The sequence below is a fragment of the Flavobacterium sp. DSR2-3-3 genome (assembly GCF_049896585.1).
Lineage (GTDB): Bacteria > Bacteroidota > Bacteroidia > Flavobacteriales > Flavobacteriaceae > Flavobacterium.
Genome location: NZ_JAFCUP010000001.1, coordinates 94,712 through 114,232, shown reverse-complemented (window position 1 = coordinate 114,232; position 19,521 = coordinate 94,712). Strand labels below are relative to the sequence as shown.

General features: G+C 34.4%; 15 protein-coding genes. 5 read left to right on the top strand and 10 right to left on the bottom strand.

Annotation, left to right across the window (positions count from 1 at the left end):
* Positions 1–122: 122 nt before the first annotated feature.
* The 4 genes from ACP7AQ_RS00475 to ACP7AQ_RS00460 are packed head-to-tail and all read left to right on the top strand — an operon-like array spanning position 123 to position 6,161.
* Complete coding sequence (locus ACP7AQ_RS00475; protein WP_426093949.1) at positions 123–2,294, top strand: S9 family peptidase; 2,172 nt, start codon at positions 123–125, stop codon at positions 2,292–2,294.
* 9 nt (positions 2,295–2,303) lie between these two features.
* A complete protein-coding gene (locus ACP7AQ_RS00470) occupies positions 2,304–3,848 on the top strand; it encodes a peptide MFS transporter (RefSeq protein WP_426093947.1) in 1,545 nt (514 codons plus the stop codon).
* Between the two features lie 4 nt (positions 3,849–3,852).
* Positions 3,853–5,658, top strand: a complete 1,806-nt coding sequence (locus tag ACP7AQ_RS00465; RefSeq protein WP_426093945.1) for a peptide MFS transporter — start codon at positions 3,853–3,855, stop codon at positions 5,656–5,658.
* A gap of 44 nt (positions 5,659–5,702) precedes the next feature.
* Positions 5,703–6,161: a thioredoxin family protein gene (locus ACP7AQ_RS00460; protein ID WP_426064491.1), complete on the top strand. Its 459-nt coding sequence runs from the start codon at positions 5,703–5,705 to the stop codon at positions 6,159–6,161.
* Between the two features lie 6 nt (positions 6,162–6,167).
* Here the strand turns inward: ACP7AQ_RS00460 and ACP7AQ_RS00455 are convergent, their stop codons facing one another.
* The 5 genes from ACP7AQ_RS00455 to surE form a co-directional block, all read right to left on the bottom strand.
* Positions 6,168–8,204 (bottom strand): ComEC/Rec2 family competence protein, encoded by a 2,037-nt coding sequence (locus ACP7AQ_RS00455; protein ID WP_426093944.1) that lies wholly within the window; start codon positions 8,202–8,204, stop codon positions 6,168–6,170.
* 96 nt (positions 8,205–8,300) lie between these two features.
* Positions 8,301–8,819, bottom strand: a complete 519-nt coding sequence (locus tag ACP7AQ_RS00450; RefSeq protein WP_426064489.1) for a C40 family peptidase — start codon at positions 8,817–8,819, stop codon at positions 8,301–8,303.
* A gap of 48 nt (positions 8,820–8,867) precedes the next feature.
* Positions 8,868–9,980 (bottom strand): lipid-A-disaccharide synthase, encoded by a 1,113-nt coding sequence (lpxB, locus tag ACP7AQ_RS00445; RefSeq protein WP_426093942.1) that lies wholly within the window; start codon positions 9,978–9,980, stop codon positions 8,868–8,870.
* A gap of 82 nt (positions 9,981–10,062) precedes the next feature.
* Complete coding sequence (locus ACP7AQ_RS00440) at positions 10,063–10,335, bottom strand: hypothetical protein (protein WP_426064487.1); 273 nt, start codon at positions 10,333–10,335, stop codon at positions 10,063–10,065.
* Entirely contained in the window at positions 10,328–11,107 is a 780-nt protein-coding gene (gene surE / locus ACP7AQ_RS00435) for a 5'/3'-nucleotidase SurE (RefSeq protein WP_426093940.1), read from the bottom strand. The genes ACP7AQ_RS00440 and surE overlap by 8 nt, the downstream gene beginning before the upstream one ends.
* A 206-nt stretch (positions 11,108–11,313) precedes the next feature.
* On the opposite strand from surE, the gene ACP7AQ_RS00430 reads away from it, so the two are divergent.
* Positions 11,314–13,491: a carboxy terminal-processing peptidase gene (locus ACP7AQ_RS00430; RefSeq protein ID WP_426093938.1), complete on the top strand. Its 2,178-nt coding sequence runs from the start codon at positions 11,314–11,316 to the stop codon at positions 13,489–13,491.
* Positions 13,492–13,852: 361 nt separating this feature from the next.
* Here ACP7AQ_RS00430 and rodA read toward each other — a convergent pair whose 3' ends face one another.
* From rodA to ACP7AQ_RS00405, 5 genes are all read right to left on the bottom strand, one after another.
* Positions 13,853–15,088, bottom strand: a complete 1,236-nt coding sequence (rodA, locus tag ACP7AQ_RS00425) for a rod shape-determining protein RodA (RefSeq protein ID WP_426090323.1) — start codon at positions 15,086–15,088, stop codon at positions 13,853–13,855.
* Positions 15,089–15,093: 5 nt separating this feature from the next.
* Positions 15,094–17,049 (bottom strand): penicillin-binding protein 2, encoded by a 1,956-nt coding sequence (gene mrdA / locus ACP7AQ_RS00420; RefSeq protein WP_426093936.1) that lies wholly within the window; start codon positions 17,047–17,049, stop codon positions 15,094–15,096.
* A complete protein-coding gene (gene mreD / locus ACP7AQ_RS00415) occupies positions 17,046–17,552 on the bottom strand; it encodes a rod shape-determining protein MreD (protein WP_426064482.1) in 507 nt (168 codons plus the stop codon). The genes mrdA and mreD overlap by 4 nt, the downstream gene beginning before the upstream one ends.
* A complete protein-coding gene (gene mreC, locus ACP7AQ_RS00410) occupies positions 17,545–18,369 on the bottom strand; it encodes a rod shape-determining protein MreC (RefSeq protein WP_426093934.1) in 825 nt (274 codons plus the stop codon). Before mreC ends, mreD begins: the two co-directional genes overlap by 8 nt.
* Positions 18,370–18,469: 100 nt before the next feature.
* On the bottom strand, positions 18,470–19,498 hold the full coding sequence (locus tag ACP7AQ_RS00405) for a rod shape-determining protein (RefSeq protein ID WP_091204281.1): 1,029 nt from the start codon (positions 19,496–19,498) through the stop codon (positions 18,470–18,472).
* Positions 19,499–19,521 lie beyond the last annotated feature (23 nt).

The window sequence follows — 19,521 nt, the reverse complement described above, 5'->3', positions numbered from 1 at the left end:
CAATCAAATTATATTCAGTGAAAGGTTATTTTTAATATTGTTTTTTACATTTAACATATAAAATGACCATTAATTGTAATTTTTTCACTAAAATTGACGGTTTTTATCTTTAAATAAATAGTATGTATTCAAAAAAAATTATAGCATTATTTTTATTCTTGTGTTTTACGGTTGTTGGCCAACAAAAAATCACAATTGATGAAATTTATAACGGCACATTTCGCGCTCAGGGAATGGATGAATTGCAATCGTTGAAGAACACAAATCAGTATACGGTTTTGAATGCTGACAGACAGTCCAGAAGCATGCAGATTGATTTGTATGATTTTGCGACATTAAAAAAAGTAGCTACACTTATAGATACAAAATCCCACAAGGATCTATCAAACGGGATTGACAGTTACACTTTTGACGCTGCGGAGAAAATGATTTTATTGGCTTGCAACACCAATCAAATCTTCCGTCACTCGTTTACTGCGGATTATTACTTGTATGATATTGCCAGTAAAAAATTAAAAAAGTTGTTTGATTTTCAGGTTCAGGAACCTTCTTTTTCACCTGATGGAAAAAAGATAGCGTACGCCAAAGAAAATAATCTGTATGTATATGATTTAGCTTCTAATAAATCAACTCCAATTACTACAGATGGAAAGAAAAACAGTATTATAAACGGTATTACGGATTGGGTTTACGAAGAAGAATTTGCTTTTGTGAAAGCTTTCGATTGGAGCGCAGACAGCAAAAAGGTGGCATACATTCGTTTTGACGAAAGTCAAGTTCCTGAATTTTCGATGTCAATGTTTGGAAAAGAGTTATATCCAACAATGCAAACGTTTAAATATCCAAAAGCCGGTGAGAAGAATGCGTTGGTTTCCTTACATATTTATGATGTAAATTCGAATGCGATAAAAAATATAAATCTGGGTAATTACAACGACTTTTATATTGCCAGATTAAAATGGACGAATGATGCGAATACATTGTCTGCGCAGGTATTGAATCGCCATCAAAATAATTTGGATTTGTTGTTTATCGACGGTAATTCAGGAGCTGCAAAAGTAGTTTTGAACGAAAAAGATAAAGCATATGTTGATGTTACGGATAACTTGACTTTTTTGAAAGACAACAGTTTTATTTGGACAAGCGAAAAAGATGGTTTCAATCATATTTATTTATATGATAAAAACGGAAAATTGAAAAATCAACTGACCAAAGGAAAATGGGAAGTGACTAATTATTATGGTTTAGACGAAAAGACGAATACTGTTTTTTATCAGTCGGTGGAGAATGGATCTATCAACAGAGACGTTTACAAAATAGGTCTTGACGGAAAAAACAAAGTGCGTTTATCTCAATATACAGGAACGAATTCGGCAACATTCAGCCCAAATTTTCAATACTATATCAACACGTTTTCAAGTGCGGCTCAACCAACGACATATACGTTGAACGATGCTAAATTTGGCAAACAAATACAAGTTATTGAAAATAATGAATCATTGGCTTCAAAACTAAAAAGCTATAATTTACCGGCGAAAGAGTTTTTTGTTTTGAAAACGGCAAAAGGGAATGAGTTAAATGCTTGGATGATTAAACCGAAAGATTTTGATCCGGCAAAAAAATATCCTGTTTTTATGTACCAATATTCTGGTCCGGGTTCACAACAAGTAAACAATGAGTGGAACAGCACCGATGATTACTGGTTCATGATGTTGTCACAACAAGGGTACATTGTTGCTTGTATTGACGGACGCGGAACTGGTTTTAAAGGAGCTGATTTCAAAAAAGTGACTCAATTGCAATTAGGAAAATACGAAGTGGAAGACCAAATTGACGCTGCTAAAGTGATAGGAAATTACGCATTTGTGGATAAAGCTAGAATTGGTATATTTGGCTGGTCTTATGGGGGATTTATGTCTTCTAATTGTATTTTGAAAGGGAATGATGTTTTCAAGATGGCAATTGCGGTAGCTCCAGTAACGAACTGGCGTTTTTATGACAGCGTGTACACGGAACGTTACATGCAGACACCACAGGAAAATACAAGTGGATACGATGATAATTCACCAATAAATCACGTGGACAAATTAAAAGGAAAATTCCTTTTGATTCATGGTTCAGGAGATGATAATGTTCATGTTCAGAACTCCATGCAAATGATGGAAGCTTTGATTCAGGCTAATAAACAATTTGATTCCCAAATTTACCCGGACAATAATCACGGGATTTACGGTGGAAAAACCAGAATTCAATTGTATACAAAAATGACTAATTTTATCAAAGAAAATTTATAACAGCGCTTTATGACAAACGACGCATTGAAAAAAGAAGAGTTTTTTGGACATCCAAAAGCGCTTTTTATATTGTTTTTTACCGAAATGTGGGAACGGTTTTCGTTTTATGGAATGAAAGCTTTACTGATTTTTTATCTGACAAAGTACCATTTGTTTTCGGATACTTCTGGAAACTTACTAATTGGGAGTTATGCAGCATTGGTTTATGCAGTACCCGTTTTGGGAGGCTTTATTGCGGATCGCTATCTGGGATTTAGAAAAGCGATTGTTTTTGGAGGTATTATGTTGGTGCTGGGTCATATAGGAATGGCTTATGAAGGGAATGCCGCAACAGAATCCATTACTGGAGAAATTACTCGGGACGAAACCGCATTACAAATATTTTACTTTTCATTATCGTTAATTATTGTTGGAGTTGGTTTTCTGAAAGCCAATATCTCTTCATTAGTAGGAGAATTGTATGAAAAAGGCGATAAAAGAAGAGACTCTGGGTTTACTTTGTTTTACATGGGAATCAACTTAGGGTCTTTTATGGCTACGCTGATATGTGTATGGCTTGGCGAAAAATACGGTTGGAGTTATGGTTTCGGTGCCGCTGGAGTTGGAATGTTTTTTGGATTATTAACTTTTATTTCTGGAAGAAAATTATTGATGGGAAAAGGAGAATCGAACAACCCATCTTTCTTAGAGAAAAAATCGTTTGGACTTAAAAATGAATGGTTGATTTACATCGGAAGTGTTTTGTCAACGTTATTGTTTTGGCAAATGGTCCAAAATCACGATGCAGTTTCATGGGCTTTAAAAATTGCGGGTGGAATTTCTTTTATTTATATCGTTTATTATGCTGTTACGCAACTCGATGGTAAAGCACGTCACCAATTGATTGCTTTAACTATTTTGATTGTATTTACGATTGTCTTCTGGGCATTGTTTGAGCAAGCGTACACCTCCATGAATTTATTTGCCGATAGAATTTTAGACCGAACTATATTTGGTTACGAAGTATCTGCGGGACAATTCTTAAGTCTTAATGCGTTGTTTATAATTTTGTTAGCTCCGGTTTTTGCATGGATATGGCCAAATTTAGGAAAATACAATCCTAATACAGCCGTGAAATTTGCTTTTGCATTAGCTTTCGTTGGTTTAGGCTTTGGAGCATTAGTTATGGGGATAAATCTTTCTGGCGCAGGAAAAGTAGCGGCGATCTGGCTAGTATTAGCTTATTTTTTACATACTTGTGGGGAATTGAGTTTGTCACCGGTAGGACTTTCTGCAGTGACAAAGTTATCTCCGGCAAAAATCGTCGGGTTCATGATGGGCGTTTGGTTCTTGGCAACAGCCAGTTCTGAATTTATAGCTTCTATTTTAGCGAATATCGCTTCTGTTGACACTTCAAATGGTACAGCACCGGATTTAAATTTGGCTAAACAGAGTTATTTAGTACTTTTTGAATACTTATTTTACACAGGACTTGGTTTTGGATTGCTACTATTAGTACTTTCGCCACTAATAAAAAAATTAATGCACGGAGTAGATAACGAATTAAACAATTAATAATATGACTCAAAATACTACAGATCAATTTTTTAAAAGCACCGTTTTAGGGCATCCTGCGGGACTATTCGTTTTGTTTTTCACAGAGATGTGGGAGCGTTTCTCATTCTACGGAATGCGTTCTTTATTAATATTATTTTTAACTGCGTCCTTTACAGATGGCGGTTGGGAATGGACTCGTGAAAATGCTTCTGCATTATTTGGTTCGTACGTAGGTTTAGTTTATTTATCAACCATGTTAGGAGGTTATTTTGCCGATAAAGTAATTGGTTTCAGATGGGCTGTTGTTGTTGGAGCCTCTTTAATGACTTTAGGACATGCTTCTATGGCCGTTGAAACTGAATTTTCAATTTATTTAGGATTGGTATTGTTGGTTTTTGGAAATGGTTTCTTTAAACCAAATATGACTTCCATCGTATCTGAAATGTACAAAGACCGTCCTGAAAAGAAAGATGGTGCATATACTTTGTTTTACATGGGTGTAAATGCCGGAGCGTTCTTCGGGATTTTACTTTGTGGTTATTTAGGTGAAAAAGTAGGTTGGACTTACGGATTTGGTTTAGCCGGAATCTTCATGTTCTTCGGAATGTTACAGTTTTGGTTGTCTCAAGATATCTTTGGGGATATTGGTTTGAAACCAAGTAAAGAAAGTAAAGCAAAAGCGGAAGCTTTGGACACTGATAAAAGAAATCCTTTTACTCCAATACAGTTAGCGGCAATTGCTTTCTCTTCTATTTTAGCATTATTATGGCTTGTAAATGATCCTGCTTCTAAAATATCAGGTGGTAAAGTAAACGTTTTTTCTTTCCTTGGACCGAGTGGAAATTCTATTGCAATTGTCTCAGCATTATTTGTATTTATTATATTATTGATTTACAGATTTACTCAATATTCTAAAATTACTAAGGAGAAATTAATTGCAGTTACATTTTTTGCGTTTCTGACTATTTTCTTTTGGGCAATTTTTGAACAATCACCAAACAGTTTAACTATTTTCGCCAGTGATTATACGGATCGTGTTTTAACAGGCAATTGGAGCGTAGTGTTCCTAGTAATGAATTCATTGATTACTATTTTACCTTTAGTAATTATTACTTGGGTTTTATTCTTATTATTCAAACAAACATTTAAGTTGTATGCTGTTGCAAATATTATTCTAAGCATCAGTTTTATCATTATCTGGGCAATAGCAATCTGGATGTTGACTAAAGATTATTACACCGCAGGATATTTATCCTTATCAGATGAAACCTTGCAAGCATTGAAAATTGACAAAGTAACCACGGCATTAACGGAAGTTCCTGCTACATGGTTTTCTACTTTAAACTCCTTGTTTATTATTTCATTAGCACCGTTGTTTTCTAAATGGTGGGAAAGTAAATACAATCCTTCTGCTAATTTAAAATACGGAATCGGAATGGGATTATTAGCGCTTGGAATGGCTTGTGTAGCTTTTGGCGCAAGCGGAATTGAAGCTGGTGCCAAAACAGCTTCAGTAAGTATGATTTGGTTGATTTTAGTCTATCTTTTCCATACTATGGCTGAATTGTGTATCTCTCCTGTTGGATTGTCTTATGTGAGTAAATTAGTTCCGGCTCGCATGATCGCTTTCATGTTTGGTGTTTGGTACTTGGCGGTAGCAATTGGTATGAAGGGTGCGGGTATGTTTGGAGAAAACATTGATAAAATCGCCAATGAACACGGATTGAGTTACTTCTTTTGGATGTTGACTAGCATTTCCATCGTGGTTGCTTTATTCTCTGTAGCGATGACTCCGGTTATTAAAAAACTAATGCACGGTGTTCGTTAAACTTTAGGCATCATTTTTGATTTTAAACCAATAAAATTATAAACATGAAGAAAATTATAGTTGCTTTATTACTGTTTGCCGGCTCATTTGCAGCCGATGCTCAAGAACTAGTTTGGGAAACCAATGTCACCAAGGCAATGGAAATTTCGAAGGAAACCAAGAAACCATTATTGTTGTTTTTCACCGGAAGTGATTGGTGCGGATGGTGTATTCGTTTGCAAAAAGAAGTTTTGAAAACACCTGAATTCGCGGTTTGGGCCAAGGAAAATGTAGTTTTAGTCGAATTGGATTATCCAAGGAAAGCGCCGCAGACACCTGACATTAAAAAACAAAATAGTGAATTACAAATGGCTTTTGGAATTCAAGGGTTCCCAACCATTGTACTTGCAAATGCCATCACAAAAGATGGTAAAGTTAATTTTGAAGGTATAGGAAGTACAGGTTATGTAGCCGGCGGACCTTCAGCTTGGTTAGCTGTAGCAAATGGTTTTCTGAAAAAATAAAAATTTTTAATTCAATTTATAAAATCCCTTTTCGGCAGTTGCGTGAAAAGGGATTTTCTGTTTTTTACAACTGGCTTTCCATAGTTTTTGAATGTTTTTAAAGTTTGACGCATCAGCTATAACTAATTTGGGTTTCATTATTTGAATCAAACGGTCTGCGTTTATTTTTGCCGATTGTGTCAATACGACAATATCCGGATTGATGTTTTTTGGATAAATTCCCGAGCTGTCTAACACAAAAATCTTTTTCCCATTAAAGAAGATGAAATTTTGAAGTCGCTTTTTCTGTTGTAAAGTGCTTAAGTTTTCAATGCGATAGGATTTTAATAGATTGTTTCGCTGGGCGGTTTTCAAAATACTGTCATTGGCATAAATTAAAATGTTTTCACCATTTCTCTCCGCAATCATGGTGCTTTTTCTGCTGTTGAAAACGATAAATTCCTCTTCAGTTTGAATTTTATACGCTATTGTAAAATATGAAAATTGTAAAATGAGGATGGAAATCAAGACCATAGCCAATTTATTAAAACTTGGTTTTTTGAACCAAATGATTAACGTAAACAATAGTAAATAAGCGCTAAGCAAAAGATAAAAGTGAAGTGGAATATCCTCAATAATGAACTGTTCCAAGGAGGCAATTGCGTTGATGATTTTATTTAAATAATAAATACTCCATTCCAGCAGTTGAGACAGGAATAAGGCAATTATGTTGAACGCTGCTAAAAGCATTACCAAAACACCTAAAATCATAATGATGCTTAGTATCGGAATAACAATCATATTAGTGACAAAAAACAAACCGGGAAATTGATGGAAATAATAAATGCTCAGAGGTAAAGTGCCTATTTGTGCCGCAAAAGAAACGGTAAGGATATCCCAAATATATTTTGAAACTTTGTATTTTGGTTTCCAAATGGAAGATAAAAGTGGCTGCAGCCAAATGATAAAAAACAAAGCGATATAACTTAATTGAAAGCCAACATCAAACAGAAAAGAAGGTTCGAAAAGTAAAATCAACAATATAGAAACTAATAATGTGTGATAAATATTCACACTTCTCCGAAGATGATTTCCAATCGCTACAAACGAAAACATAGTTACGGAACGAACCACTGAAGGTGCTAAACCGGCAATGATCCCGAACATGGATAATGAGATAAGAATAGTGATTAACTTTACAAAAGAACCTCGCTTGGTATTGGGAATTGGTTTTAGAATAAAGGTTACAAAAAGCAGAATGAATCCAATATGCAATCCAGAAACGGATAAAATATGTACTGCTCCGGCATATTGATAATCCCGAATTATGTCTGGTGAAATATCTTGTTGTTGTCCCATTATTAAAGCAATGGCGACATTCAACTCGGTTTTGTTGAAGTCGTTTTTTTCTAAATTGCGAATAATTCGGGTTCTCAATTTAGAAGAATAATACCAAATGTTTTTTTCTATTTCAGTTCCAATTTTTATTTCGTCAACATCGGCATACAGCTGCGCATAGATTTGTTTATTTTCAAGGTATTTGCTGTAATCAAATTGGTTTGGGTTATTTGGCGGTTTGTTTTTTGCTAAAGTGCCTTTTATCAACAAAGAATTCCCAACTTCAAGAACGTGGTGCAAACTGTCATTTTGAATGTTTAATATGATTCTTCCTGTTTGTTCTTTCTGGTCGATATGATTAACAATTGCTAAATAGCGATCGCTAAACGTTGAACTTTTCAGCTTTTCTCGGATCGTTAGTGAAATGATATGCGGTTGTTCAAAAATTTCCTTGTTGTGAGTGTAGTTGTTTTTTTTGAAAAGATCGGTATGAATGATTTGCGTTGAAAGGCCGATAATAACGGAAAGTAAATAAGTTCCGATTCCAAAATAGGTCGATAATTTACTGTTTTTTTTGGATAAAAAATACAGCATTACAAAAACACAGATGAATATGAAAAGTACAACAAACAGTGCCTTGATTGAGAGCTGGAAATAATGTCCAAAAAGCAAACCGATAACAAACCCGAATGTAATTCTCGCTAGTGGGAATTGTAGTACTTTCATAACTCTAAAGTACACATTTTTAGTAAGAAACAGATATAATTATTTCTCGATTTTTTATAATTTGAAAAACTAAATTCTTTCCCAAAAGAGAACTAATTAAAGAACACGGTTGATTTGGACGAAGGTTTTTTTGTAGTAAGGTTCTTTGGTCGAGGAAATAATTACTCCTTTTGAAGTGGAGGAGTGAATGAATTTTATTTCTTCATCGGTTGCTTCAATCACGATTCCAACATGATTAATTTCTTTGTTTTTATTCGTTTTAAAAAAAATTAAATCGCCTTTTTGGGCTTGTTCTTTTTTTGGATTTAAAACAATGCCAATTTTTGATTGTTGAAAGGAATTCCGTGGAAGACTAATATTTTCCGAATTAAAAATGGTGTACATTAAACCCGAACAGTCAAAACCAGCTTTTGTTGTGCCAGCATATTTGTATTTTACACCCAAATTTTCAATAGCTGCATCGATTAATTGTTCGGCTAGTTGATTTGCTTTTCTCTTTTCGGATCGAGTTAATTTCTCTTTTGACTCTCTTTCTTTTGAAGTTACAATGGAGGATGTCGATTTACAAGCGGTAAAAAAGATGCCAAGGCACAGAAGGTATAGTAATCTTTTCAAAAGAGTTTTTTTTTTAGATGATTTTAAAATTTGGAAATAAATTACAGATTATTTTAAATCATTTACAATCAATGCAGCCGTTTTTTCACTGGCTCCAATTCCGCCTAATTGCTCTTCTAATAACGCATATTTTTTTAAAAGCGTATCGCGATGACTCGTTTTTAATATTTTTTCGAGTTCTTCCCTAATGCGTTTTGTAGTGCATTCGTCTTGAATTAACTCGGTTACCACTTCTTCATCCATAATCAAATTCACTAATGAAATGTATTTGAGTGTAATAATTCGTTTCGCAATTTGGTACGAAGCCCAACTGCCTTTATAACAAACTACTTCGGGAACTTTAAACAGCGCCGTTTCCAGTGTTGCAGTTCCTGATGTGACTAAGGCTGCAGTTGCATTTCGCAATAAATCATAGGTTTTGTTTGAGATGAATTTTATGTTTTCCTGCGTGATAAAATTTTGGTAAAAAGAAAATTCCTGACTTGGAGCACCCGCAATTACAAATTGATAATCCGGAAAATCTTTGACCACACTGAGCATTGCAGATAGCATTTTAGTAATTTCCTGCTTTCTGCTGCCGGGTAAAATGGCGATAATTGGTTTGTCGTTTAATTGGTTTTCTTTTCTGAAAAGAACGGGATCAACTGATGAATGATCGTGAATGGCATCAATCAGTGGATGACCAACAAATTCGACTGGAAAATGATGTTTGTCCTCATAAAACTTTTTTTCAAAAGGTAAAATCACGTACATTTTATCAATATCGCGCTTGATATCTGTAATTCTGCTTTCTTTCCACGCCCAGATTTGCGGAGAGATATAGTAATGGGTTTTCTTTCCCAATGCTTTTGCCCATTTGGCAATTCGCAAATTAAATCCGGGATAATCGATGAAAATAAGTACGTCAGGCTGAAATTTAAGAATGTCTTTTTTACAGATATTTATGTTGTTCAGAATTGTTTTTAGATTAAAAATCACTTCGATAAATCCCATAAACGCTAATTCACGATAGTGTTTCACTAATATACCGCCAACATTTTTCATTAAATCACCGCCCCAAAAACGGATGTCAGCATTAGGATCTTTTTTGTATAGCTCTTTCATCAAATTAGAACCATGCAAATCACCTGAGGCTTCTCCCGCAATTATATAATATTTCATGTTTTTTCGATTTGGAATTTTTAAAATCAAACAGACAAAATCATTTTTGCTGCAATCATTTTATTCTGCTGCAAAGATAAACTTAAATAAATAAAGTGAGAATCGCCAAGGCAATGACTGCCAAAACAACACCACGCGCCATCATTTCTTTATTCATTTTGAGTAAAATTCCAAATGCTATTAGCGTCATAATTGATCCCAAAGTGATTATTTTACCTAGGTTTCCCTGTGATTTCATGATTTGAATTCCTGCGATGAATTTGAATTCCGTAAAAATGGTTATAAAAATATAAGATCCAAGCAGCGTAGTTGCAAACCCTAATAAAAATCCAAATAATAAGTCTTTTTTATTCATTCCATTTCCAGGTATTAAGTTGTTGTATGGCGTGGTGTGCGGTCAAGTCAAATTGTACAGGAACGACTGATACAAAGCCATTTTCTAAGGCCCATTCATCCGTGTCTTCTCCTTTGTCTTGGTTTACAAATTCGCCTGCCAGCCAGTAATAGTCTCGCCCCTGAGGCGTTTTTCTTTTATCGAATTTCTCTACCCAAATTGCTTTCGCTTGACGACAAATCCTAATTCCTTTGATGTCTTTTTGTTCTAATTTAGGAAAATTAACATTCAAAACTACGCCTTCCGGAAGTCCATTTTCAAGAACTTCTACAGATATTTTGCGGATAAATGATTTTATATTCTCAAAATTGGCATTCCAGTCGTAATCCAATAATGAGAATCCGATAGCGGGAATTCCTTCTATTCCCGCTTCAACGGCGGCACTCATTGTTCCGGAATAAATCACATTTATCGAAGAATTTGAACCGTGATTAACGCCAGAAACGCACAAGTCAGGTTTTCGTTTCAAAATTTCGTTTACAGCCAGTTTGACACAATCAACTGGTGTTCCAGAGCAACTGTATTCTAAAAAAGGATCTGTGTCTTTTGAAATTTTATTCAAATATAACGTGCTGTTGATGGTAATGGAATGACCCGTGGCGCTTTGTGGTGTATCTGGAGCGACCACAACGATTTCTCCCAATTCTGCCATAACCGAAATTAGGGCTCTGATGCCTGGCGCTGTAATGCCATCGTCATTCGTTATTAAAATTAAAGGTCTAGTTTTTTTCATTATTATTTTGGTAAAAAAAGGTTGGTTTTATGATTTTAATGGCAAATGTAATTACACAAAATGGGATTAAGTAAACAAAAGATAAAAATATGTTATCTTGATTCATTTAAGTTAATAAAAAAAAACATTTTTATATCTTTAACAAAAATTTATGGGAGCCCTGCTGACGTTGGCATAGTTTTTACCGTAACTTAGAATAAAAATTGATGAATACTACTCTTAACTTTATGAAAAGAAATTATAAAATTATCCTTGTTGTCGTATTTCTTTCGCTAACATTATTTGCCTTCAAAATGAATGCGTCTAAAGCAAATGATCCTGAAAAGGACAAGCTGCTTTTGGAGTTATTAACTTTTGTAATTGAAAAAGGCCATTATAGTCCAGCGAAAATCGACGATACTTTTTCGAAGGGGATTTACAAAGATTATATTGAGGCTTTGGATCCGTCGAAACGATTCTTTTTGCAATCTGATATTGATGAATTTTCAAAATTCGAATTGCAACTAGATGACCAGTTATTAAATAAAGATTTGTCTTTCTTTAATTTGACTTATGAGCGTTTGATTAAAAGAATGAACGAAAGTACTAAAATCTACAAAGATGTTTTGAGCAAACCTTTTGACTATACTATTGATGAAAGTTTCAATATTGATTACGAAAAAGCTCCTTACCCTAAAAACGATGCTGAACTTAATGATAAATGGCGAAAACAAATTAAATTGTCTGCACTGTCGTCTTTAATTGACAAACAAAAATTAGAGGAGGATAAAAAGAAAAATGATGCAAATTATGTTGTTAAATCTTTTAATGTTTTAGAAAAAGAAACTAGAGAAAATTCGGTAAAATCGCTTGATGAGTATTTTGGATTTATAAAAGATTTGGACAGAAACGATTGGTTTTCTGTATACATCAATTCCATTACAGCACGTTTTGATCCACATACAAATTATTTTGCAGCTGAAGAAAAAGAGCGTTTTGATGTAAGCATAAGCGGGAAATTAGAAGGAATTGGGGCTCGCCTTCAAAAGAAAAATGATTTAACGGAAATTTCAGAGCTTATTTCTGGCGGTCCTGCTTGGAGAGGAAAACAATTAGAAGCAGGGGATTTAATAATGAAAGTTGCGCAAGGAAATGGTGAAGCGGTTGATGTAGTTGGAATGCGTCTTGATGATGTAGTGAAGAAAATAAAAGGTCCTAAAGGTTCGGAAGTGCGCCTTACTGTAAAAAAAGTAGATGGGACAATTAAGATTATTTCTATTGTAAGAGATATTGTTGAAATAGAAGAAACGTATGCGAAGTCCAGTATCGTAAACAAAAACGGGCTGAAATATGGAGTAATCTATTTGCCAAAATTTTATATTGATTTCGAAAACGCAGATGGTAGAGATGCCGGAAAAGATATTGCTTTAGAAGTGGATCGATTGAAGAAAGCAGGAGTAAACGGAATTGTTTTGGATGTTCGTGATGACGGTGGAGGATCTTTGTCAACGGTTGTTGACATTGCAGGATTATTTATAGAACAAGGGCCAATCGTTCAGATAAAATCTGCGGGTAGAAAAAAAGAAGTGCTGTACGACAGAGATGCAAAAATTGAATGGGACGGACCGTTGGTAATTATGGTAAATAGTTTCTCCGCATCTGCTTCTGAAATTTTAGCGGCAGCAATACAAGATTATAAAAGAGGAATTATTATAGGGAGTAAACAAACCTATGGTAAAGGAACTGTCCAAAATGTAATTGATTTGAACCAATTCGTGCGCAGTAGTTCTGTTGGGGATTTAGGAGCTATCAAAACAACAACGCAGAAGTTTTACAGAATAAATGGAGGTTCTACTCAGTTAGAAGGAGTAAGCAGCGATGTTGTGATGCCGGACCGATATGCTTATCTAAAAATGGGAGAGCGTGATGTTGACAATGCGATGCCTTGGGATAAAATAGATAAAGCTGATTATCAAATATGGAATAATAATTCCAACTTTAATCAAGCAATTACAAATAGTAAAAATAGAATCGCTCAAAACGCACAATTTCAATTAATTGAAGAGAATGCGAAATGGATTGACAGCAGAAGCGAGGAGAATGTGTACAGTTTAAATATTGAAAAATTTAAAATTGCTCAATCAGAGATAGAGGAGAAAGCTAAAAAATACAAACCAATTGTAGATTATAAAAATTCATTCATATTTACTTCGTTGCCTTATGAAACGGATGCCATGAGTAAAGATGTTACTTTAAAAGATAAAAGAGAGAGATGGCATGATGAGTTATCCAAAGATATTTATGTTGAAGAAGCACTTAATGTATTAGATGATTTACAATCTAAAGTAATTTCTAGAAAGAATATACCAGTAAAAATTAAAAAAGCTAAATTAGCTAAATCGTAAGAATAAGGTTTTCGAACAATAATAACTAAAACGCCCTATAAATTCAAAAGATTTACAGGGCGTTTTTATTTTGATAACCATCGTTTTCGTTTAAATATAACTTTTGGAGATAATTAAGTAAATTTTAATCAATGTTCTTTGTGTATCATTCAGAGTAATTTAATTTGCCGAAATACAAGCAATTAATGGACGGATTTGTGTCAAAATAGTGGCCGAACTTTTGGTTAATAATTCAGAGCTATAGGATTTAGTTGAACAGTCAATAGGGTGAATACCTTTAAAATCTTGCTCTTTGATCAAAAGCTCATAGTTATATTAACACTTTGGTCGTAACGAATTTCCTTGGCTTAAAGCTTTCAAATTACCATTCGTTCACTTTATTCGCATCCATTTTTATGAATATAAACAATAAGATAGTGAATCCCCAAAGCCCAGAACCTCCGTATGAAAAGAATGGAAGCGGAACCCCAATTGTTGGAAAAATACCTACCACCATCGCAATATTTACAAAGAAGTGTGTGAATAAGATTCCTGCAACACAATATCCATAAACTCTGCTGAATTTTGTTTTTTGTCTTTCGGCTAAGTAAATTATTCTTAGGAATAGACCTGTAAAAAGGGCTATTACGACCAAAGAACCGGCAAATCCCCATTCTTCGCCTACAGTAGTGAAAATGTAATCCGTATGTTGTTCTGGAACAAAGCCACCTTTTGTTTGAGTGCCTTCAAGAAATCCTTTACCTAACCAACCTCCAGATCCTATAGCAATTTCGGATTGATTGGTATTATATCCAATGCCTTTCAAGTCAACTGTTTTCCCTAAAAGGATATTAAAACGATCCCTGTGGTGTTGTTTAAATACATTGTCAAAAACATAGTCCACAGATAAAACAAATCCTGATAGCAACACAAAAAGAATACTGCTCAAAATGATATTCCTATCGGCTAATCTAGATTTAAAGTGTATGATTAATAGCGCCAACAATCCGATTAGGATTACATATTGAGGTTCTAATACCAGCGTTAATACAAACAGAAGAATGGTTATAAAACCGGTCCATACATACCAAGCCGGAAGTCCTTCGCGGTACAAGACAATGATGAATATGCTGTAAATCAAAGCACTTCCAGGATCGGGCTGTGGTAAAATGAGCAGCACGGGTAAAATTATTATCGCAAGTGCCTGCCATTGGCGGGTCACATCTTTTAGATTAATTTGAGTGTCGCTCAGATATTTTGCCAAAGCTAAAGCTGTTGCTGCTTTTGCAAACTCAGAAGGTTGAATGGTAAAACTTCCTACGGCATACCAACAACGTTGACCCGCTATTGTTTTTCCAAATAAAAACAATCCTGCCAACGATAATAGTGAAATTCCAAAAATAATACTAGCGTATTTTTCATAAAATTTCCCATCAACGGAGAGTATTACGAAAATTAAAGGAATAGTTAATACTATAAATATCAACTGCTTCTCGTAAGTATCTTCCATAGAAGATAACGAGGAGGAATAGATGTTAAGCCAGCCCAAAATAACCAATAACGCATAGATGATTATGCTTATCCAGTCAATATTATTTGTTACGCTTTGGTTTTTCATCGGAATTAAATAGCTTGTTTGGTCTCTTTGATAGTGTCAACTTTTGCTTTTACAGTTGAAGTCTTCATTGTTTTCTTTTTCAGAAGAGAATCACTAATTCGTAATTGTAATTTTACTTCTTCAGAGAGGCCGCCTAATTTAGCGTATCTACTTTGTAAGCTGGTTGCAAGTATCCTTTTCTCTAAATCAAGTCTTGTGATTTTTTGTCGAAGGTATTTTTCGATCATCAAGCTGGCAATCGGCCCCGCTATTGTTGCGCCATAGCCACCATTTTCCACCATAACTGCAATTGCAATTTTAGGATTGTCTTTTGGTGCAAAAGCAACAAATATGGAATGATCTTCTAGTTTTACTCGTACCCCACCAATTTTCGCAAAATTTTCTGCAGTACCCGTCTTACCGCAAATATCAATTCCTTCAACCTTTAAAGCACTCGCTGTCCCCAGGTTATACACGTCAAATAAGCCACTGATCATCGGTTTGAAGTGTCTTTTGTCAATTGTGGTTACATGTTTGGTAGTAAACTTTTTGTCAATAGTGTGACCTTTAATTCTTTTGATGATATGAGGTGTGTAATAATAACCTTCATTTGCCACTGTTGCCATCATATTAGCCAGTTGTATTGGTGTCATTAAAACTTCTCCTTGACCAATTGAATTAGAAACAATAGTGGTACTTCTCCAACCGCCGTTCGGATAAATGCGTTTATACGTTTTTGAATCTGGAACTTTACCTTTTTTACCAATGGGTAAATCGTAACCCATGAATTGTCCAAGGCCAAAGCTTTTTACGTGATTACTCCAAACATCAACCGCTTGAGCTGGTTTGGCATATTTATTTATCGTTTTCATATACGCCGTCGCAAAATAGGAATTACAAGACTCAAAGATACCTCTATGTAACTGAAGTGCACCTCCATGACAGTGACACCCCATAAAACGACCTCTTGCATAACTAAATCCTCGATTACAAAAAACAGTCGTATTTTCATCAATAACACCCTCTTGAAGTGCGACAAGACCAGTCAAAATTTTGAAAGGAGATCCAGGAGGATATTCTGCCAATAAACCTCGATCGTAAAGCGGTTTGGCGATTGAATCGCGATAAAGTTTAGTGTAATTTTTTGATCGTTGCCTTCCAACTAATATTGAAGGGTCATAGGAAGGTGCTGTTACCAATGCTAAAATTTCTCCCGTGCTGGGTTCAATTGCAACAATTCCACCTCTTTTGTTGATCATTAATTCTTCTCCATATTTTTGGATTTCAGCATCTATGGTAAGATTTATGTCTTCTCCCTGAACAGCAATAGTGTCATATTTTCCATCTTTATACGAACCAATTTCACGATTGTATTTGTCTTTCTGAAAATATTTTACGCCTTTTACTCCTCGCAAAAGATCTTCGTAGCTTTCTTCAACTCCCTGTCGGCCTATCAAATCGCCACTGTTGTAATATGGATTTTTTTCTACTAGCTTTTCATTTACCTGAGTGATAGACCCGAAAACGTTAGCGCCAAAAGCCACTTCATAATCACGAAGAGAACGCTTTTGAAAATAAAAACCTTCGTATTTTCGTATTTTCTCTTGGAAAGCGGCAAATTCACTTTTATTCAGTTGCGATAAAAAAACAGAGGGCAATCTAGGACTGTATATTTTAGCCTTTTCAATTTTTTTAATAAAATCTTCTTTGGTGATATTCAGTAATTGACAAAATTCTAAGGTATCGGTTTTTTTTACTTCACGAGGTATTACCATGATGTCATAGGATGCCTGATTGGCCACTAATAACTTTCCTTTTCGATCGTAGATGTAGCCTCTTTCAGGATATTCGTATTTTTTTTTAATCGCATTATTTTCAGATTTCAACTTTAATGTATCATCAACAACCTGCAAATAAAATATTCGCATCACGAGTAAAAAAGTAGCAAGAATAATTAAGGAAGGCAACAAGACTTTTCTCATCTTTTGTTTGGCTTAATAAGATAGATTATGATAATGCAAATAATGATTGTAAATATGGTACTTAATACTATTGTAATCAACGTGTCCAAAATAAAACTTAACTGAAATGCCTCCAATAAAAATAACGTAAAGTGATGAATCACAACGGACAATAATATAAAAGAAAATCGTTGTGGCGTTAAAACATCATTAATTTTTATGGTTTGATATTCATAACTTAAACCAAATGCAAATTTAAAAATAGAAGGTCTGAAATATGCTAAAACTAAACACGCCGTAGCGTGTGTCCCGCCAGAGTTGCTAAACAAGTCCATTATAATTCCAAGTAAAAAACTGGTAACCACAAGTGCTGATTTGTTTCCATTTACGGGATACAATATTATAAATAAGATGTAAGGAAATGGACTGATGTAGCCCAGAAAATTCATATTATTGAATATTATAATTTGAATGGCCAACAACAGAATAAATCGGAAAATATTGACTAACAAGGCGCTATTCATCTTTTTCTCTTTTTTCTAAATTTATAATTTCTTCACGATCTTTACTTTTTATGATATAAACATGGCCTAAATTAGTCATATCGTTAAAAAGTTTGACATCAAGGGTGTAATAGTTGGTTAGCTTATCTCTGTAAATTTTAGCGATTGTTCCAATGTTGATGTTTTCAGGGAAAATAACCGACTGTCCGCCTGTAACAATAGTGTCACCAATTTTTATTAATGCTAATCGTGGAAGATCTGTCAATTGCACAAAACCAGTACTTTTTCCGTTCCAATTTAGCGAGCCGAAATGATTTGATTTTTTAATTTTAGCGTTAATTTGCGATCTTTTGTTCAGAATACTGATTACAGTTGAATAGTTTTTGGAAGTATTCTCAATGATTCCTACAATACCTAAACTGTTGATTACTCCCATGTCGGGTTTTACGCCGTCTAATTTACCTGAATTTAAAGTCAGGTAATTTTCATACATGTTATAGGAGTTTTTAATGACTTTTGAAACAAGTATATCATCAGGTTTAACCCCTTTCAGACTGTCTAGTTTTTTAACAGCAGTTGTATCTTCACGATTAAATAAAAGGCTTTTTAATTTAGCATTTTCAAGTGCAAGTGCGTCGTTGTGAGTTTTTAAGTTTAAATACTCATTTAGATTGTTTACCTTTTCGTAAACACCACCACTCAAAAAGTTTGCAGAACTAATTATTTTGCTTCTGTGGAAGGAATGGGATTGAATCGTAAGTGTTAACGATATACCCAAAAGCAGCAAAAACAGTATTCTGTTACTGTTTTTAAAAATAAAATTAAATATTTGCTGCATTGTTTAAAATTGAATATTTAAATAAATCAAAAATCAAATTCTAAATCCCATTTCACTGACAACTTGTAATGAAAAGTAGAATTTAGAATTCATTTTTTTGTTATTTTATAAGGATACTTTTAAATTTAACGATATTTTTAAGCGCCATACCTGTTCCCCTAACAACTGCTCTTAAAGGATCTTCAGCAATGTAAACAGGTAAATCTGTTTTTTGCGAAATTCTTTTGTCAAGACCTCTTAACATTGATCCTCCACCAGCCAGATAAATACCGGTATTGTAAATATCAGCAGCTAATTCTGGAGGTGTTTGAGATAAAGTTTCCATTACCGCATCTTCGATACGTTGTATGGATTTGTCTAATGCTTTTGCAATTTCTCTATAAGAAACTTCAACTTGTTTTGGCTTACCTGTTAGTAAATCTCTACCTTGAACAGACATGTCTTCTGGAGGAGTTTCTAAATCTTCGATAGCGGCACCAATTTGAATTTTTATTTTTTCAGCGGTAGTTTCTCCAACAAAAAGATTATGTTGGGTACGCATATAATATACAATATCATTCGTAAATACATCACCAGCAATTTTCACTGATTTGTCACATACGATTCCACCTAATGCAATCACTGCAATTTCAGTTGTTCCACCACCTATATCAACAATCATGTTTCCTTTAGGTTGCATAATGTCTATTCCAATACCTATTGCAGCGGCCATAGGTTCGTGTATTAAATAAACTTCTTTACCATTAACTCTTTCGCATGATTCTTTTACCGCCCTCATTTCAACCTCAGTAATGCCGGAAGGAATACAAACAACCATTCTTAATGCTGGTGTAAACATTCTTTTCTTTAATGCTGGAATGCTTTTTATAAACAAGCTTATCATTTTTTCAGAAGCATCAAAATCAGCAATTACACCATCCTTCAAAGGCCTAATTGTTTTAATGTTTTCATGTGTCTTACCCTGCATCATGCTGGCTTCTTTACCTACAGCAATTATTTTACCAGATATTCTATCGCGGGCAACTATTGATGGGCTGTCAATTACAACTTTATCATTATGTATGATTAAAGTGTTAGCGGTACCAAGGTCTATCGCAATATCCTCGGTCATGAAATCAAAAAATCCCATAAGTTTTTTAAGGGTTAAAATGT

Excerpts from the sequence above, each read along its gene's own strand:
- ACP7AQ_RS00475 (WP_426093949.1), top strand. The coding sequence starts at position 123 with ATGTATTCAAAAAAAATTATAGCATTATTTTTATTCTTGTGTTTTACG.
- mreD (WP_426064482.1), bottom strand. The coding sequence starts at position 17,552 with ATGAATAGCGCCTTGTTAGTCAATATTTTCCGATTTATTCTGTTGTTG.
- ACP7AQ_RS00405 (WP_091204281.1), bottom strand. The coding sequence starts at position 19,498 with ATGGGATTTTTTGATTTCATGACCGAGGATATTGCGATAGACCTTGGT.
- rodA (WP_426090323.1), bottom strand. The coding sequence starts at position 15,088 with ATGAAAAACCAAAGCGTAACAAATAATATTGACTGGATAAGCATAATC.
- ACP7AQ_RS00440 (WP_426064487.1), bottom strand. The coding sequence starts at position 10,335 with ATGAATAAAAAAGACTTATTATTTGGATTTTTATTAGGGTTTGCAACT.
- mrdA (WP_426093936.1), bottom strand. The coding sequence starts at position 17,049 with ATGAGAAAAGTCTTGTTGCCTTCCTTAATTATTCTTGCTACTTTTTTA.
- mreC (WP_426093934.1), bottom strand. The coding sequence starts at position 18,369 with ATGCAGCAAATATTTAATTTTATTTTTAAAAACAGTAACAGAATACTG.
- ACP7AQ_RS00465 (WP_426093945.1), top strand. The coding sequence starts at position 3,853 with ATGACTCAAAATACTACAGATCAATTTTTTAAAAGCACCGTTTTAGGG.
- ACP7AQ_RS00430 (WP_426093938.1), top strand. The coding sequence starts at position 11,314 with ATGAATACTACTCTTAACTTTATGAAAAGAAATTATAAAATTATCCTT.
- surE (WP_426093940.1), bottom strand. The coding sequence starts at position 11,107 with ATGAAAAAAACTAGACCTTTAATTTTAATAACGAATGACGATGGCATT.
- ACP7AQ_RS00455 (WP_426093944.1), bottom strand. The coding sequence starts at position 8,204 with ATGAAAGTACTACAATTCCCACTAGCGAGAATTACATTCGGGTTTGTT.
- ACP7AQ_RS00460 (WP_426064491.1), top strand. The coding sequence starts at position 5,703 with ATGAAGAAAATTATAGTTGCTTTATTACTGTTTGCCGGCTCATTTGCA.
- ACP7AQ_RS00470 (WP_426093947.1), top strand. The coding sequence starts at position 2,304 with ATGACAAACGACGCATTGAAAAAAGAAGAGTTTTTTGGACATCCAAAA.
- lpxB (WP_426093942.1), bottom strand. The coding sequence starts at position 9,980 with ATGAAATATTATATAATTGCGGGAGAAGCCTCAGGTGATTTGCATGGT.